At 44.1% G+C, this 16,157-nt stretch carries 13 protein-coding genes; 7 read left to right on the top strand and 6 right to left on the bottom strand.

Going from position 1 to position 16,157, the window contains the following annotated elements:
* Window positions 1-348: 348 nt before the first annotated feature.
* The 3 genes from IM496_RS08895 (at window position 349) to IM496_RS08905 (ending at window position 2,138) form a co-directional block, all read left to right on the top strand.
* Window positions 349-690: a hypothetical protein gene (locus tag IM496_RS08895; RefSeq protein ID WP_194017652.1), complete on the top strand. Its 342-nt coding sequence runs from the start codon at window positions 349-351 to the stop codon at window positions 688-690.
* 161 nt (window positions 691-851) lie between these two features.
* A complete protein-coding gene (locus tag IM496_RS08900; protein WP_194017650.1) occupies window positions 852-1,325 on the top strand; it encodes a tRNA (cytidine(34)-2'-O)-methyltransferase in 474 nt (157 codons plus the stop codon).
* Window positions 1,326-1,550: 225 nt separating this feature from the next.
* Window positions 1,551-2,138 (top strand): prepilin-type cleavage/methylation domain-containing protein, encoded by a 588-nt coding sequence (locus IM496_RS08905; protein WP_194017648.1) that lies wholly within the window; start codon window positions 1,551-1,553, stop codon window positions 2,136-2,138.
* Between the two features lie 13 nt (window positions 2,139-2,151).
* On the opposite strand, the gene IM496_RS08910 is transcribed toward IM496_RS08905, so the two are convergent.
* Window positions 2,152-2,508, bottom strand: coding sequence for a 4a-hydroxytetrahydrobiopterin dehydratase (locus IM496_RS08910; protein WP_287661755.1), 357 nt, complete (start codon window positions 2,506-2,508; stop codon window positions 2,152-2,154).
* A 233-nt stretch (window positions 2,509-2,741) separates the two neighbouring features.
* On the opposite strand from IM496_RS08910, the gene IM496_RS08915 reads away from it, so the two are divergent.
* A complete protein-coding gene (locus IM496_RS08915) occupies window positions 2,742-3,338 on the top strand; it encodes a nucleotide-binding protein (RefSeq protein ID WP_002740297.1) in 597 nt (198 codons plus the stop codon).
* A gap of 155 nt (window positions 3,339-3,493) precedes the next feature.
* On the top strand, window positions 3,494-5,020 hold the full coding sequence (gene bchB / locus IM496_RS08920; RefSeq protein WP_287661756.1) for a ferredoxin:protochlorophyllide reductase (ATP-dependent) subunit B: 1,527 nt from the start codon (window positions 3,494-3,496) through the stop codon (window positions 5,018-5,020).
* Between the two features lie 47 nt (window positions 5,021-5,067).
* Here the strand turns inward: bchB and IM496_RS08925 are convergent, their stop codons facing one another.
* From IM496_RS08925 to lipA, 3 genes are all read right to left on the bottom strand, one after another.
* A complete protein-coding gene (locus IM496_RS08925) occupies window positions 5,068-6,195 on the bottom strand; it encodes a class I SAM-dependent methyltransferase (protein ID WP_287661757.1) in 1,128 nt (375 codons plus the stop codon).
* Window positions 6,196-6,338: 143 nt separating this feature from the next.
* The gene (locus tag IM496_RS08930; protein WP_159250034.1) at window positions 6,339-6,530 is read right to left on the bottom strand and encodes a hypothetical protein; all 192 of its coding nucleotides are present in this window, start codon (window positions 6,528-6,530) and stop codon (window positions 6,339-6,341) included.
* A 112-nt stretch (window positions 6,531-6,642) separates the two neighbouring features.
* Complete coding sequence (gene lipA / locus IM496_RS08935; RefSeq protein ID WP_287661758.1) at window positions 6,643-7,527, bottom strand: lipoyl synthase; 885 nt, start codon at window positions 7,525-7,527, stop codon at window positions 6,643-6,645.
* 182 nt (window positions 7,528-7,709) lie between these two features.
* Here lipA and IM496_RS08940 point away from each other — a divergent pair, with 182 nt between their 5' ends.
* Window positions 7,710-9,449: a mechanosensitive ion channel family protein gene (locus IM496_RS08940; RefSeq protein ID WP_287661759.1), complete on the top strand. Its 1,740-nt coding sequence runs from the start codon at window positions 7,710-7,712 to the stop codon at window positions 9,447-9,449.
* A 479-nt stretch (window positions 9,450-9,928) separates the two neighbouring features.
* Here the strand turns inward: IM496_RS08940 and grxD are convergent, their stop codons facing one another.
* Window positions 9,929-10,252 (bottom strand): Grx4 family monothiol glutaredoxin, encoded by a 324-nt coding sequence (gene grxD, locus IM496_RS08945; protein ID WP_002770648.1) that lies wholly within the window; start codon window positions 10,250-10,252, stop codon window positions 9,929-9,931.
* Window positions 10,253-10,339: 87 nt separating this feature from the next.
* A complete protein-coding gene (dnaX, locus tag IM496_RS08950; protein ID WP_353737631.1) occupies window positions 10,340-13,594 on the bottom strand; it encodes a DNA polymerase III subunit gamma/tau in 3,255 nt (1,084 codons plus the stop codon).
* 242 nt (window positions 13,595-13,836) lie between these two features.
* Between dnaX and IM496_RS08960 the strand changes: the two genes are divergently transcribed.
* On the top strand, window positions 13,837-16,029 hold the full coding sequence (locus tag IM496_RS08960) for a molybdopterin oxidoreductase family protein (RefSeq protein WP_287661760.1): 2,193 nt from the start codon (window positions 13,837-13,839) through the stop codon (window positions 16,027-16,029).
* Window positions 16,030-16,157 lie beyond the last annotated feature (128 nt).

Consider the following 16,157-nt stretch of genomic DNA (forward strand, 5'->3'; position numbering starts at 1 on the left):
GTGTCAACAAGGAATATTACAAATTGTTAACCGAGTCTTGAAAGCCTTGTGCTACAAAGGTTTGAAATGTTAAGAAAGATGTGACTAAAGGACAGCTTAATAAGGGGGGCATCTGACAACTTTTAACGCCTACCTACTTATGATCGCTGTTTAGGCTCGACTCTAACTGGATTAACAGTGGACTTGTTGCATAATTAATTTTCGAGAGTTCAAAAATGGGAAAAATAGCCATGAGGTGACAATAAAAGAGCAGCAGAGGTGATGGTTTCGCCGGTTGTGCTTGTTAAAGGTATCTTTCTTATACTACACTTGTAACACTAATAGGTTTAGTATTCGGGAGAAAAAATTATGCGGACAATCACACGCACCACCACTACCGAGATGGAAGTCACCAGCATTCGTCTGGAAAGAGTCCTCAAAGACAAGCTGAAAGAGATTTCCGGCAATCAAGGTTATCAAGCACTCATTCGCGATGTCTTATGGAATTTCGTTCAGCAGAAATCAGGAGATTATCGACCTCAGTTTTGTGCTGGTGATATAAGGGCAGTATTTAACGCTACAGCTAGAAAAAATGAGATTTGCGCTCTCACAGGCAAGTTAATCCCCGCTAATGAAACAATGTTGTTAGGTTTGACTATCTATGGCGATTTAGTTCCGTTGAGTATGGATAGTTATGCCAATTTAAAATAAGTTTGACTAGGGTGGGGCAGAATCCGGTATAGTTAGTCCTCGCCCAAGGGAAGTGGGAATTATAAATTATAAATTATAAATTATGAATTATGAATTGAGAGGTGGGGAGTTTTTTGCTGTGAACAGTGAACTGATAACCGATAACTGATAACCGATAACTGATGACTGAAGCGATTTTACGAGTGGTTTTAATCAATCCGCAAATTCCCCCAAATACGGGGAATATTGCCCGTACTTGCGCCGCAACGAGGACAGAATTGCATTTAGTCGGTCCTTTGGGTTTTGAAATTAGCGATCGCTATCTGAAGCGGGCCGGCTTAGATTATTGGCCCCATGTAAAACTTATGTACCACTTGACAATAGGTGATTTCTGTGCATATCAACAAAAGAGCGGCGGACGAGCGATCGGGTTTAGCGTGCGCGGCAGCAGCAGTTATGTGGAATACAGCTATCAAAGCGGAGATTGGCTACTTTTTGGCAGTGAAACCGACGGTATTCCGGCAGATTTATTAAATAAGTGCGATGACACGGTTTATATTCCCATGGCAGAACCGGGGGTGAGAAGTTTAAATCTTTCCGTTAGTGTGGCGATCGGATTATTTGAGGCCAGACGACAATTGGGATTTACTCGTTAGCGGGACATTTGGCTATATAAACAGAGCAAATAAACTAAATTGAGCAAAAAATCAGAAAATTGCTTTTATTTAGCTGATTTTTGCCCATATCAGAAAAAATAGTGATCGCAGTCAATCTTGTCCGTAATAACAGCAAGAAATTATGTGGATTATCCTAGAGCAAATTAATTTTTGCTCCTTTCTAATCCCATAATTTATTGAAAATAAAAAGGCAAGATGAGGCTCATGAATATCTTCGACCTTTCTCGAAAACATTTTGGCAATCTACAGCTTTTTCATCGGCAAAAATCCACCTCTGGCTTAACTCAAGTCGAGATGTTAGTTACCTTAATTTTATTAGGAATTCTCTTAACCATTGCCCTTTCTGTTTATCAGCGTTTAATGGCTTGGATTCGCTTAAATATCGCCACCTTTGAAATATCACAGCAGTGGAAAAATACCCGTTACCAAGCCATGGGAGAAGGTTCTTATCCCCTATCTTTGTGCATGGCAGAAAGTGAAACCAAACAGATTAAAGTGGCAAAAGTGCAAGGAAACGAATGTGAAAATGTCACCGATTGGACTCCCATCACTCGCGGTGTTAGCATCGATACTAATAATTCTACCCTACGCCGAGTTAGTGGACCTGTGGGTAATCAAGGTACAATTTATCGCGCTAGTTGGGCCGATACAAGGGGGGGGTTAGGAGGTTCTTGGGGACAGTTAGGCAGAATTACTTTAGTTGCTGCCGGTACACCCGACAAACGCTGTTTATTTTTATTCCGTGTTGATGGTAGTTGGGATATTCGTCAAGATGATAGCTGTGTGGGTTAAAGCTGATTTAAAACTAGGGAATCAGACGATCGATTTGTTGAGCTAAATCAAAATCTAAGTTACTCAAACCTCCCACGTCATGGGTAGTGAGGGAAAGAGTAACGCGATTGTAATTGATGGTAATATCAGGATGATGACCTAGTAATTCAGCCGGAGTAACTAAGCGATTAACAAAAGTGATCGCTTCGATAAAATTGTTAAATTTAAAAGTTTTTTCAATCCGTTGATCTCGTAACTGCCAGCCCGGGATAGTCTGTAATTGTTGGGAGATTTCTTGATCGGATAAACGAGTAGTGGGTAAAGAGAGGACTAATTCCCCAGTTAACCCAATCATGAAAGCGATCGCTATTGCTAAGAATTGGTTCAACATTGAAGACGCTCCCGTAGTTGTGGTGAGCAGAAAAAGTGATCGATCGGGAGAGCATAAGCCCAAAATCTAACATAAAATCCAACATTAAGAAACACATTACACCAAAATATCGAGAGAGCCAGGCTCAAAAATCTAGAATCCTGACTGATAGCCTTTCTGGGGGGAAACTTAAACGGTTTTCAGTCCGTCTGGGAGTACACTAGAAAATACTCACTTATTCGATCGAGCCGTTCATGATTATTTCCGTCGTAGCACTGAAGGGAGGGGTCGGGAAAACCACCACATCGATTCATTTGGCCGCCTATTTTCAAGAAAAAGCGCCCACCTTATTGATTGATGCGGATAAAAATCGTTCGGCTCTCCATTGGTCCCGGGAAGATACCCTTCCTTTTATGGTAGCGTCCCAAGCTGGAGCGACGGGACTGGTGAAACAATACACTCATATTATCGTCGACACCCAGGCCCGGCCGGAGCCAGACGAGTTAAAAGATTTAGCTCAGGGCAGCGATTTATTAATTTTACCCACCACTCCCAATCATCTCGATATCGATGTCACCATTAAAGCGGCAGAATTGCTGTCCACGATGACCGATAATTATCGAGTTCTTTTAACCCAAGTGGATTCACGGACAAAAACAGGACGGGAAGCGCGGAAAGCTCTAGAAGAAGCAAAATTACCGCTATTTAAGCGAGAAATTCCCCGTTTAGTGGCTTTTGAACGAGCGGCCGAAAAGGGAGTCATCGTCAAAGATTATCCCGACCCCCGGTCGAATTTCGGTTGGCTTTGTTACCAAGCGGTCGGTAAAGAAATTTTTGCCCTAATGACATAAATTGTTAAAAAAGTTAACATTAATATTTGTGTCATTTTTCCCCGAAAAGATACTTAATCTGCATGGGGACTTTTTGTAATCTTCCGTTAAGCGTTCACTCCTAAATCGGTAAAGTCTGAGACAATCAAAAAAGTCTGACTGTAGGAGAACCCTCTATGAAATTGGCCTATTGGATGTATGCGGGTCCCGCTCATATTGGCACTTTAAGGATCGCCAGTTCCTTTAAAAATGTTCATGCTATCATGCACGCTCCTCTGGGAGACGATTATTTTAACGTCATGCGCTCGATGTTGGAAAGGGAGCGTAATTTTACCCCCGTCACTGCTAGTATTGTCGATCGTAATGTTTTAGCCCGGGGTTCCCAAGAAAAAGTCGTCGATAATATTGTTCGCAAAGATCGCGAAGAAAGTCCCGATTTAATCGTTTTAACCCCCACCTGTACCTCCAGCATTCTCCAAGAGGATTTACAAAACTTTGTCGAAAGAGCGCGACAGGATGCCCAAGGAGATGTGCTGCTGGCCGATGTTAACCACTATCGCTATAATGAACTACAAGCGGCCGATAAAACCCTCTATCAAATTATCAAATATTATCTTGATAAGGCCCAGAGAAAAGGGGAAATTATCTCCCAGAAAACCCCCAAACCTTCGGTTAATATTATCGGTATTACCACCCTCGGTTTCCATAACCAACATGATCGCACGGAATTAAAGCGGTTAATGGCAGATTTGGACATTGAAGTTAACGAAATTATCCCCGAAGCTGCTTCGGTGGAAAACTTAAAAAATCTGCCCCGCGCTTGGTTTAATCTGGTTCCCTATCGAGAAGTGGGATTAATGACAGCCAAATATCTCGAAAGTGAATTCGCCATGCCCTACGTTGATATTACCCCCATGGGAGTGGTGGAAACAGCCCGCTGTATTCGCAAAATTCAAGAGGTAATTAATCCCCAAGGTGCAGCAGTAGATTACGAAGATTTTATCAATGAACAAACTCTGCATATCTCCCAAGCTGCTTGGTTTTCTCGTTCCATTGACTGTCAGAATTTAACCGGGAAAAAAGCGGTGGTTTTTGGTGATAATACCCACGCAGCCGCTATGACAAAAATTCTCGCCAGGGAGATGGGAATTCATGTGGTTTTAGCGGGTACTTATTGCAAGTATGATGCGGATTGGTTCCGGGAACAAGTGAGTGAATATTGTGATGAAGTGTTAATTAGTGATGATAATGGGGCGATAGGGGATGCTATTGCTCGATTAGAACCAGCGGCGATATTTGGTACTCAAATGGAACGTCATGTGGGCAAACGTTTAGATATTCCCTGTGGAGTAATTGCCGCACCTATTCATATCCAAAATTTCCCCCTCGGTTATAAACCTTTCTTAGGTTACGAAGGCACTAATCAGATCGCCGATTTGGTCTATAATTCCTTTACTTTGGGGATGGAAGATCACCTATTAGAGATATTCGGTGGTCATGATACCAAAGAGGTAATTACTAAGGGTATTTCGGCAGATTCTGACCTAAATTGGAATAAGGAAGCTACGACAGAATTACAGAAAATACCCGGTTTTGTGCGGGGGAAAGTCAAACGAAATACCGAAAAATTCGCCCGCGATCGAGGTATTGGTGAAATAACTTTAGAGGTAATGTATGCCGCTAAAGAATCCGTAGGAGCTTAATTATTTTTTGGGGCTGAAAGTTAACAGCATTCAGCCCTTTTTTTTAGTTATTTACTTAATCCCTGAAGTATTCTTTCCTCTACTCCTTTCCCCTGAATTAACACTCCAAATCCTCCTAAACCGGTGGGATTTATTAATTGATGTAAGGCATCTCGACGCTGAAATATAGTTAATATATCGCTCTTTCCTTGAGAAAGTTCATTTAATCTATCTCCTAATCCCAAAGCCATTAAAAATAATCCTTGCTGAGTAAAACCGAGATTTTTTAAGCCTAATTTCTCCCCTTGACGTTGTAAAGCAGTAAAATCCACATGAGTGGTAATATCTTGTTCTCCTACCCACAAATAAGGATGATCATGACGCTGATGTTGTCGATAACATTGTAGGGTTCCTTGACTTCTTTGGGGATGATAATATTTTTCGGCAGTGTAACCGTAATCTATGGTTAAGATATAACCTCGATCAAGTTTCCGATTAACCGTTTCTAACCAGTCTAAAGCTAATAAATTTACCTCGGTTTGATAACCCTCCGGATAAAGTGGTGAAGGAATATTTATCCCCACTAAATCAAAATAATCTTTGATTCTGTCATTAGATAAATCTGCGATAATCTCCTGAAAAGATTCCCCCAATCCTAGATAAATTTCTCGCAATTCTCCCGACTCAATCACAACTCGATGGACAGGAAAAGCATCGATTAACTCATTACTAAACACACAACCCACAAGGGAATTATCGGCTAAATCCTGCCAACTTCGCCAAGATACCGGGGAATATCCCGCTAAAGTTGCCTGTTGTCTTTCCCTGAGTTTCTGAGATTGTTCAATAATTATATAACTGAGATTTTGATAAAAATCAGCATAGCTATGACTTAAATAATCAAGAATATCCTTCGCTAAAATTCCCGAACCTGCTCCCACTTCCACTAAAGTAAATCCTCGCGAATTGCCCAAAAATTCCGCCATCTCGACAAATTGCTCTGCCAACAATTCACCAAAATCTGCCCCTAGGGACGAGGAAGTAAAAAAATCTCCTTTTGAGCCAATTTCTACTTTTCCAGAGGTGTAATAGCCATAATCAGGGTGATAGAGAGCTAAATCCATCCAGCGCTCGAAGCTAATTCGACCCGCTACTGATTGTTTAATTTCCTCTAGGATGATTGCTTCTAAATTCATTTTGATCAGGGAATTATGAATTAGGAATTATGAAATGGGAAGTGGGAATTAGGAAGTGGGAATTAGGAATTAGGAAGTGGGAATTAGGAAGGGTGCATCTAACATTTGCAAAAATACCGACAATCAGCAATTATCAGTGACTCTTAAATTATTACAGACGTATCAGCAGCTGCGTGTAAGCATCCCACCGAAAAACTAATGCGCGGGGGTTTGGGGGCGGCGCCACGCCCCCAACGGGGGGTTTGGGGGGTAGAACCCCCCAAAGGCTTGGATTGAGTGATAAAATCGAAAGTAACGCCCAATTTTAGCCGAGAGTTTCCCCGTAAAAATCCCAACTTGGTAGATTTACAAAAATTAACTTAAAACTTACATCTGATAACTGATAACTGATAACTGATAACTGATAACTGATCACTGATAACTGATAACTGATAACTGATCACTGATTTACTCTCCCGCATGATAGGAACTGCGGACTAGGGGGCCAGATCTAACCTGAGAAAACCCCATTTTTTGGGCAATTTCTCCCAACTCGCTAAATTCTGAGGGAGTCCAATATTTCTGTACGAGCAAATGTTCCAGAGAAGGACGCATATATTGACCAATAGTAACTCGATCGCAGTTGATCGCGCGTAAATCTGCCAAAGTCTCGATAATTTCCTCTTTTGTCTCACCGTGACCGACCATTAAGCCGGATTTCGTCGGAATTGAGCGATCGATTTCCTTAACATAACGCAAAACCGCCAAAGAGCGATCGTATTTAGCCCCGCGTCTAACTGGTCCTTGCAAACGGCGCACCGTCTCGATATTGTGATTGTAACAGGCAGGTTTTGCCCCTACCACCGTCGCCACCCGTTCCTGTTGACTTCCCTTACCTCCAGCAAAATCCGGGGTTAACACCTCAATTAAAGTGTGGGGATTGAGTTCGCGAATGGCCGTCATCGTCCGCACAAACCAACTGGCTCCGCCGTCTTCGAGGTCATCTCTAGCTACAGAAGTCAAGACAACGTAACTTAAATTTAACAATTGCACCGCTTCCGCTACTTTTTGCGGTTCCTCCACATCGAGAGGCATGGGTGCATGACCCTTATCCACTTGACAAAAAGCACAGGACCTGGTACAAGTGGGACCCATCAACAAAAAAGTCGCCGTACCTTGGGCATAACATTCGCCGCGATTGGGACAGCGACCCTCCTCGCAGATAGTATGAATGTTCCTTTGTTTGATAATGCGCTGAACCGTGGAAATTTCGCTAGATTTGCCGAGTGAACGCCGTAACCAAGGAGGTAAAGAGGTTATTTCCTCGCGCCACTGTGGGGGTATATTGGACATGAGAAGTTAACTAATGTTGGGGGTTGGGGATTCCAGTTATCAGTAATCAGTGGGGAGAGGGGACAAGGGAGAGAGACGACCGACTCCCCAAAACGAAAACTTCTGATCTCACCATTAAGATAACTGTCATAAGCTGAGAAAGCGAGTCAAGATTATTGTTAATCAAAAAGGAAACTTGGGCAATGGGACGACGGCAACGGGGAAAAATTTTCAATCTGGTCATTCAAGGATTGGCGGGTTGCCTCTTGGTTAGTATTTTTGTTCTTAATCCCCAGCCATCCCTAGGCCAAAATTTTCTGGTTCCATTTGTATCTCCCACGGGTACAAGGATTTTTGTAGCCGGGGATATAGAATATGCTTCCGTGAATCTAGATGGATTTGCCTTATTTCAGATTGCCTCCCAAGATTTTACCGCTTCTGAGGCCCGGGAACTCTCCCCGGTAGAAAGACGGGCTAGCCGCATTGAAAGAGGTTTAAATAATATTATCAATCGGGGTTTCGATCCGACAACCCTGCAAGTAAGTACGGCGACTCTCAATAATTTAACCGTGATTGTGGCCAAGGATAACCAGAATTTACCGCAACAGGTAATTCTGACAGTAACAGAAGTTGATGCCCTGATCGATTCTTCTTCGGTTGGCGATTTAGCGGACAGATGGGTTAAAATCATCCAAACAGCTTTGCTCCAAGCTTGGCAAGAACGTCAGCCCGCCCCTCGTCGGCAACAGGTAATGACTGCCACTATAATTATTTTGGGGCTAACTTTCTTAAGCTGGGTATCAATTTGGTGGCAGAAACACCTAAGAAATCGCTTTAATCTCCTCAAAAAACAAGCTAAAAGGCAATCCGATCAAAATTTACCCATAAATTCCCCCCCCAGAAAAGATCGCTCCCAAGAGCCGATTTTAGCCTCTCTAGAAGATTCCTCTAATTTCCGTCAACAGGCTGATATTCAGCGACAACTGACGTTAAATATTCTCTGGAAAAGACTGGCTCTTATTGGACTGATACTGCTTTGGTTTGGCGGAATAGCGGCGATTTTGTATGTATTTCCTGAAACTAGGCTAGAAGGACGCGGAATAATCCGTATTCCTTTACAGATTTTTATCATCTGGTTGCTGATGACATCAGTGAGCAATATGGTTAATCTCTACGTTAATTCCAGACTACGCGAGTGGGTAGAGGAAGGAGCGGTTTTTTCGGAAAATTTGGAAAGGAGGATTCTGCGCGCTCCCACTTTATTAGAAGTTTGGCGACAAATTATCACATTTATCGCTATTTTTCTGGGAATTTTGGTTTTTTTGAGTTGGATGGGCCTTTCTTTCGCCTTTTTACTCACGGGAGCCGGTTTAGTGGGAGCATTGCTCACCTTTGCCTTTCAGGATCTTTTAAAAGATTGGATTAACGGTTTTCTAATTATCTTTGAAGACCAATACACTGTCGGTGATATGATCCAGTTTCAGGAGTTTATCGGTTTGGTGGAAAATATGAGTTTGCGAGCGACTCAATTGCGGGCTGCCGATGGACGTTTAATCACTATTGCCCATAACCAAATTATCACCGCACACAACCTCAGTAAAGATTGGGCGCGGGTCGATTTTACCATCGAAGTCGCCTATCAGACCGAGCCAGATCTGGCGATCGCTTTAATGGCAGCCATCGCTGAAAATATGGCTGTAGATCCACAATGGCAAGAAGATATCATCAATCCCGTGCAGGTTGCTGGTGTCAGTCGGGTTTCTCACACAGGAATGGAAATTATGCTCAGAATTGTCGTCAAAAGATTACGACAATGGGACATAGAAAGAGAGTATCGTCGTCGTCTAAAAATTGCTTTTGAGGAGAAGGGAATTCACATCGGTATCCCCCAACAAAGTTTCCTCATAGCAAGAGATAGAGAAGAATTCAAGGGACAGTTTTAAAAGGGAGTGATACTAAATCCTGTTTAAAAGGTATAGGAGAGTGGGGTGTAGGGTGTAGGGTGTGGGGAGAAGGGAGAAACAATTCATAACTTGAGAGTTAATCACACTATTAAAAACGGATTTGTTATCAGTTAGCAGTTATCACTCCGCGTCCTGTAGGGGCGAAGCATTCGGATAGAAAATCTACGGTTTCACCGATAGGTTAGGGACTTGCGCTTTGATAATGTACCTTTTGGGCGAACGCAGTTCGCCCCTACATTGTGGACAAAATCCGTTACTGTAGGGGCGCAAAGCTTGCGCCCTCCGATCGATTGGGATATTATTCCCACACAAGTCCCTTATTGCCCGAATGCTTCGCCCGTACTTTTTGCCGCAAACCCTAAGTAGAAAATTGCCGTCTTTTCACTGATTACTGATCACTGATTACTGTTTGGTAAGTTTAAACTAGGTTAGGATAGCTAACCTAACCTAGAAAATTTTTAGGAAGCTAAGGCTACCTCGACTATTTGTTGTAGTTCCCCATTTTGATAGAGTTCGATCATAATGTCGGAACCGCCAATAAATTCACCGTTGATATAGACTTGGGGAATAGTTGGCCAATTGGAATACTCCTTAACTCCTTGTCTTAACTCCTGATCTTGCAGAATATCGACAGTTTCGTAGGAAACCCCCAGAATATTGAGAATTTGTATGACGTTATTCGAGAAACCACACTGAGGCATTAATTTATTGCCCTTCATGAACACAAGAACTTTGTTATTCTGAACTAATTGATCGATTCTGTCCTTAGTTTCGGGTGTCATAGGTCTAGTAGCTAGAATTTGAGCAAGAATAGCCAATCCTGAGACGTGGCATATCCTATCAGTTTAGCACAAGCCGTTGGGATAGCCTTAAAAAGGAAGATCTTCGTCCTCCTCCAAACTATCTAAAATTTCGTTAACATCAGGTCTCCCGCGCACGATAGTCATATTTTCCAGAGACTTATTAACTTTAGTTTCTACGGCCGAATTTTCTGGCACTGAATAACCCATATTGACCAGTTCACCATCAAAAGATTTCGCTAACTTTTGAGCGGCCGCCAAAATTTCGCTAACATCGACATCTTGATCTAATGTCTCTAAAGATGAATCAAAATTTAAGATTTTTTGGGGCAGTTCTGTGCTAGGAGTTTTTGGGGTTCCCGATGCAGTGATCTTTGCTTCTTTTTTCTCGATAATTGCTTCTTTGACCGGGGGAATATCAACCACGGTCATAACTTTATTTTCGGGAGTTATTGGTGGAGTTGCTGCGGTTTCTGGTGGTGGTTGTATCCTGGCCGCCGGGGATTGGGAAACTTCCGCAGCCATGGCAGCAGTAGCGGAACCTACCTGTAAGTGAACTTTAATCCGGCGCTGAAAAACTGCCTCGAAAGCTGACTCAATATTAGTCAATCGTAGCCGGGCCATTTTTAATAATTGTTCCGAAGATATGCTTAAATAAGCACTCGATTCTTCCATATTAAAAAGACTGCCATGCTGACGCAAGAGAGTGCGAGTAGTGGGGGGTTCCATTACTTCTAAAACCTGCTGCCAAATTTGTTCATTATTGTCATCACTAGCAACAGTTTTAACCTCAGTTTTCGGCACTGCGACGCTAGTTGTCGGGGTGATAACCGCCGGTTTGATCGGTTCATTAACTGGCGCCGGCGCTGTGATCACTTCAGGGGGCCTCTCGGCGCTGGTTTGGGGACGGGAAGGCGCTACCGTGGCAACTAGAGGAATCACCTGTGCTTGCGGTAACAGTCCTAATAGAGTGACTTCTAACCAGAGACGGGGTTGAGTGGTGTTTTTTAGTTGCGTTTCGCTGTCTTTAAGAAGTTGTTGACCGCGGAGAATTTCCTCTAAAGACCAAGTACGCGCTTCCGTACATAATTCCTGCCAAGTGGGAGCAGTGACAGCCACCATTTCTGGACGATTAGGGGCGGTTTTGGCTAAAAGTAGGTTTAAATAGAACCCCGCTAGATTTTGCAAGACGATTAAAGGTTCCTTACCGCGATTCATCAGATGGCGACATTGTTCGATAACTTGATCGGGAATATTGCCATGAATGACTTTAAGTAGGGTTAAGAGGTCTCTTTCGGGGACTGCACCGACCAAATCCCAGACTCGCTCGGCCGTAATCGTTCCTGCGAGTAAACTTAATTGATCGAGGAGACTTTCCGCATCGCGTAAACCACCGTTAGCGATCTGAGCCACTAGGGTTAATGCTTCTAGGTTAATATCGATCGCTTCTATTTGGGCGATTTTTTGTAGGTGTGCCACCATCGCATCGAGAGCAATACGGCGATAATCAAAGCGTTGACAACGGGAGATGATGGTAGGTAAGACACGCTGAGGATCAGTGGTAGCAAGCACGAAAATCACTCGATCTGGCGGTTCTTCCAGAGTTTTCAGCAAAGCATTAAAGGCCGCCGTACTGAGCATATGGCAGTTATGAACTAATAACCCATTGGCAACAAAATTATGATTGTCCTCCACTTCTAGGTCATAGACGCTTTCTGTGTCACCTTCTTGAATCCCTATCACTTCCTCGAAATTTGTAAGCCATTGAGGGGATTGCATAGGGTTGTAAATCGGCAATCCATCGGGCTGTGGCCGATGCTCCCATTTTGAGGTAATGATAGATCTTCCCCGTACTGTGTCGAGTATAGGATAGGCTTTTTGTAGCGTAACCTCTTTGAGTGAGCCAATCGGCAATAAGTTGATTTTCGGCGGGGGAATATCCTTCCGTGTGTAATTGGATAAAACGGCTTCCGTGAGGGGTGATACTGAGTGATCCGTCATCCATATACCACCAAGCCAGTCCTTCGGGTGTGATGTTTTCCAGCCAATTGAGGGAAACAAATTTTCGTTCTCCTTGAGGTCTGACCATCTGGAAAACTTCTCCAAGGCTGGGATGACAAACGCTGCGGGCATAGATTGAAAGTTCTCCATATCCACCGTTGGCAACGATTTGTGACTGAATTTGTAACTCTGGAAGACGACTGGCTTTGTATTCAATCCATTCTTGTTGTTTACTGCCATGATTCCAGCGTATTCTCGGCCATCGACTGTTTTGGTTGGGGTAATCGATAGTTCCATCTCCGAGTAAAGTCCCGTATATAAGTCCGAGGCTGTTTGAGGACAAAGATTCTCGATGGAACAGTAATTTTTTGGTTCGCTTTTCCCATAAACCGTGTCCTTGTTTGTAAGGATGTCTTTGCCAATAGGATTCAATACTTTTGATCCCTCTGCCTTTTTGTTGGAGAAACAAGGGAATTTCCAGTTTTTCCCCACAGCCACACTGACAAAAGGGCTTGATGGATTCAGCCTGTTGCAAAATAGAGGCCAAGTCATAGACTCTTGTTCCGTTACTATTGCCGTAGTTTTGATGCCCTGAAACGAAACGTCGGTTATGTCCATCCCTTCCATACTTAGAGATGAGTTGCCCGCAGTCACATTCACAGGTGATAGTATCTGATCGCCGATTTTGAGATTTTTTGCTTGTATCCATGCTTTTTCTGTTCTAATCAAATGATTACCAGTGCAATTAATCGTCCGATTTCTGGTTTGAATGGTTAAAGTTGCTTTTACGCCTCGGTTTAGCCATCGCAGGACTTTTTTATATTCCCACTCTCCGCTGCTCTCGTTGTAACTGAGAACTCGTTTTCCGAGAATCTCAGGATGATTAATGGGGATTAATCCCGTTTCGGTGAAAACAAGGCTATCCCCAGTCAGGCATTCATCGATGACATAGACTTTATAACGACATTGGACGGGGGCAAATTGCGATCGCTCGATAATTTCCCGAATGTTATCCACACCGGTATTACTAGCGGCATCAATTTCGATCACGTCTAAAGCGGAACCATTGGCGATCGCTTGACAGACGGAACATTTACCGCAGGGAATCGGCGTCGGATGGTCACTAGACAGACAGTTGAGGGATTTGGCTAAAATTCGCGCCGAGGAGGTTTTCCCCGTGCCTCTGGGTCCAGTAAATAGGTATGCAGGAGCGATTCGCTCACTGATTAAGGCATTACTCAGGGTCGTGGCGATCGCTGATTGTCCCACCAAATCGGCAAAGGTTTGGGGACGATACTTATGATGTAGAGGTTCGTAGGTCATGACTGGCTGAAAACTTTTTCCGCACCCTAGAGACTACTATTATCCTATCCCGATTCTTTTTCGGCACGAGAACAAGTGTATGCTTTTTATCTAGCCAGTTTTAATGCGCGATTTGCATCACGAAAATGGCAATTTGGCCAAGGCTTCTAATAAATTGTATTAATAACTACAATTTCGCCGAGAAAACCTGACGACTATCTTAGTATGCCTAAAGACAGCGCCACTAATCAGACCAACTGCTTATGACTGAATCTACAAAAACCCAATGTCCTTACTGTGGAGTAGGTTGTGGTTTGACAGTCACCCCCCCCGCGTCGGCCGGACAAGCATGGAAAGTCTTCGGGGACAAGTCCCACCCCTCCAGTCAAGGTATGGTCTGTGTTAAAGGGGCCACCGTAGCGGAATCAATCGATAAAAATCGCCTCAAAACCCCGATGATCCGCGATTCTCTCCAAGAGCAATTCCGTCCTTGTACTTGGGAAGAAGCCCTCGATCGCATCGTTAACCGCATCCAAACTCTAATCGCTCAGGGGGAAAAGGAAAGTATCTGTTTATACGGTTCGGGACAATTTCACACCGAAGATTACTACGTCGCCCAAAAACTGGTCAAGGGCTGTCTGGGAGTCAATAACTTTGATGCTAATTCCCGTCTCTGTATGTCTTCGGCCGTGGCCGCTTATCGGGACAGTTTCGGGTCCGACGGTCCCCCCTGCTGTTACAATGACCTAGAATTAACCGATTGTGCCTTTCTGGTGGGGACAAATACGGCCGAATGTCACCCCATCATCTTTAACCGTCTGCACAAGTATCTCAAAGGTAACAAAGAAGCGAAATTAATCGTCGTTGATCCCCGCAGGACAAAAACCGCCGAGGCCGCTAATCTCCACCTAGCCATTAACCCGGGGACTGATATTGACCTATTTAACGGTATTGCTCACCTGTTACTGGGTTGGGGTGCGATCGATACCTATTTTATCGATAAATGCACCCAGGATTTCCCCAAATACGCCGAAATTATCCGCCATTATCCCCCCGAAATCGTCGCGCATAAATGCGGTATCCCCATCGAGGATTTAGAAAAGGCTGCCCGCTACTGGGCCGAATCAAAAAGAGTGCTTTCTCTCTGGTCGATGGGTATTAATCAATCTAGCGAAGGCACGGCCAAAGCCCGCACTTTAATCAATTTACACCTAATGACGGCTAATATCGGTAAACCGGGGGCTGGTCCTTTTTCCCTAACCGGACAACCCAACGCCATGGGAGGACGGGAAGCCGGCGGCCTCTGCCATCTTCTCCCCGGTTATCGTTCCGTCAAAAATCCCCAACACCGGGCCGAAGTGGAACAAGCTTGGGGTTTACCTGCTGGTCAGATTTCTCCCGTCCCCGGTCGCGACGCTTGGAGTATGATTACTGGTTTGGAGACGGGAGATGTCAAACTTCTTTGGATTGCCGCCACTAATCCGGCCGTTAGTATGCCTGATCTAAAACGCACCCAGGCGGCTCTGTTAAAATCACCTTTTACTGTTTATCAGGATGCCTACTATCCCACAGAAACCAGCGCCTACGCTCATTTATTACTGCCAGCGGCCCAATGGGGCGAAAAAACCGGAACAATGACCAATTCTGAGCGTATGGTGACTTTAAATAAAGCTTTTCGCTCTCCCGTCGGTCAAGCTCAGGCCGATTGGCAAATTTTTGCCGAAGTTGGTCGCCGTTTGGGTTTTCAGGCACAATTTAATTTTAAGGATTCGGCCGAGGTACATTCCGAGTTTATCCGGTTGACATATAAACGTCCTTGTGATATGACGGCGATTAATTATGAGCGCCTGGCCGAGACTCCCCGACCGTGGCCCGATTCCATCGATGAAATTTCTGCCCCTAAAACCGCTAATTCTGGGGAATTACTGGATAATTTAGTTAAAGATGAAGATAAAAGCCAAAAAACAGCCGCAAAACGCCTTTATACCGATGGTAAATTTAATACTGCCGATGGTCGTGCTGTTTTCGCCGCTTACCACAGTAAAGGTTTAGCGGAACCCCCGGACGATGATTATCCCCTAGTTTTGACCGTGGGGCGTTTGTACGGTCACTGGCACACCCAAACCCGCACCGGCCGCATCGAGAAAATTGTCAAAATGCACCCCGCACCTTTTCTGGAAATTCATCCCCAAGATGCGGCAAAATTGGACATAGAAGCTGGAGAATGGGTGGAGGTGCGTTCTCGTCGCGGTTCTGCCCGTTTTCCCGCTTTAATTACCAAAGCAATTGTTCCTAATTGTGTCTTTGTGCCGATGCACTGGGGGGCCCTATGGGCAGAAAATTCTGAGGCCAATAGTCTCACCCATCCGGCCGCTTGTCCGATTTCCCTGCAACCAGAATTAAAAGCTTGTGCTGTCAAATTAATCCCGATCAAGTCTTTAGTTAGGGTTAGCTGAATAAATCTTAAAACCTTGTTGGGTAAGACTTTTAGACCTTTTGTCAATCAAAAAGTACCGGATATGGGAGTGATCGGGGGAAAATTCAGGTACTTTTTCTCTGAAAATTAGGTAATTGGCCACCTCAA

This window comes from Microcystis sp. M049S2 (assembly GCF_020245625.1).
Classification (GTDB): Bacteria; Cyanobacteriota; Cyanobacteriia; order Cyanobacteriales; family Microcystaceae; genus Microcystis; species Microcystis ichthyoblabe_A.

Bases quoted from the DNA above. Each gene is read 5' to 3' on its own strand.
- dnaX (WP_353737631.1), bottom strand. From the start codon at position 13,594: ATGACCTACGAACCTCTACATCATAAGTATCGTCCCCAAACCTTTGCC.
- IM496_RS08905 (WP_194017648.1), top strand. From the start codon at position 1,551: ATGAATATCTTCGACCTTTCTCGAAAACATTTTGGCAATCTACAGCTT.
- IM496_RS08960 (WP_287661760.1), top strand. From the start codon at position 13,837: ATGACTGAATCTACAAAAACCCAATGTCCTTACTGTGGAGTAGGTTGT.
- lipA (WP_287661758.1), bottom strand. From the start codon at position 7,527: ATGTCCAATATACCCCCACAGTGGCGCGAGGAAATAACCTCTTTACCT.
- IM496_RS08940 (WP_287661759.1), top strand. From the start codon at position 7,710: ATGGGACGACGGCAACGGGGAAAAATTTTCAATCTGGTCATTCAAGGA.
- grxD (WP_002770648.1), bottom strand. From the start codon at position 10,252: ATGACACCCGAAACTAAGGACAGAATCGATCAATTAGTTCAGAATAAC.
- IM496_RS08915 (WP_002740297.1), top strand. From the start codon at position 2,742: ATGATTATTTCCGTCGTAGCACTGAAGGGAGGGGTCGGGAAAACCACC.
- IM496_RS08895 (WP_194017652.1), top strand. From the start codon at position 349: ATGCGGACAATCACACGCACCACCACTACCGAGATGGAAGTCACCAGC.
- IM496_RS08900 (WP_194017650.1), top strand. From the start codon at position 852: ATGACTGAAGCGATTTTACGAGTGGTTTTAATCAATCCGCAAATTCCC.
- IM496_RS08925 (WP_287661757.1), bottom strand. From the start codon at position 6,195: ATGAATTTAGAAGCAATCATCCTAGAGGAAATTAAACAATCAGTAGCG.
- IM496_RS08910 (WP_287661755.1), bottom strand. From the start codon at position 2,508: ATGTTGAACCAATTCTTAGCAATAGCGATCGCTTTCATGATTGGGTTA.
- bchB (WP_287661756.1), top strand. From the start codon at position 3,494: ATGAAATTGGCCTATTGGATGTATGCGGGTCCCGCTCATATTGGCACT.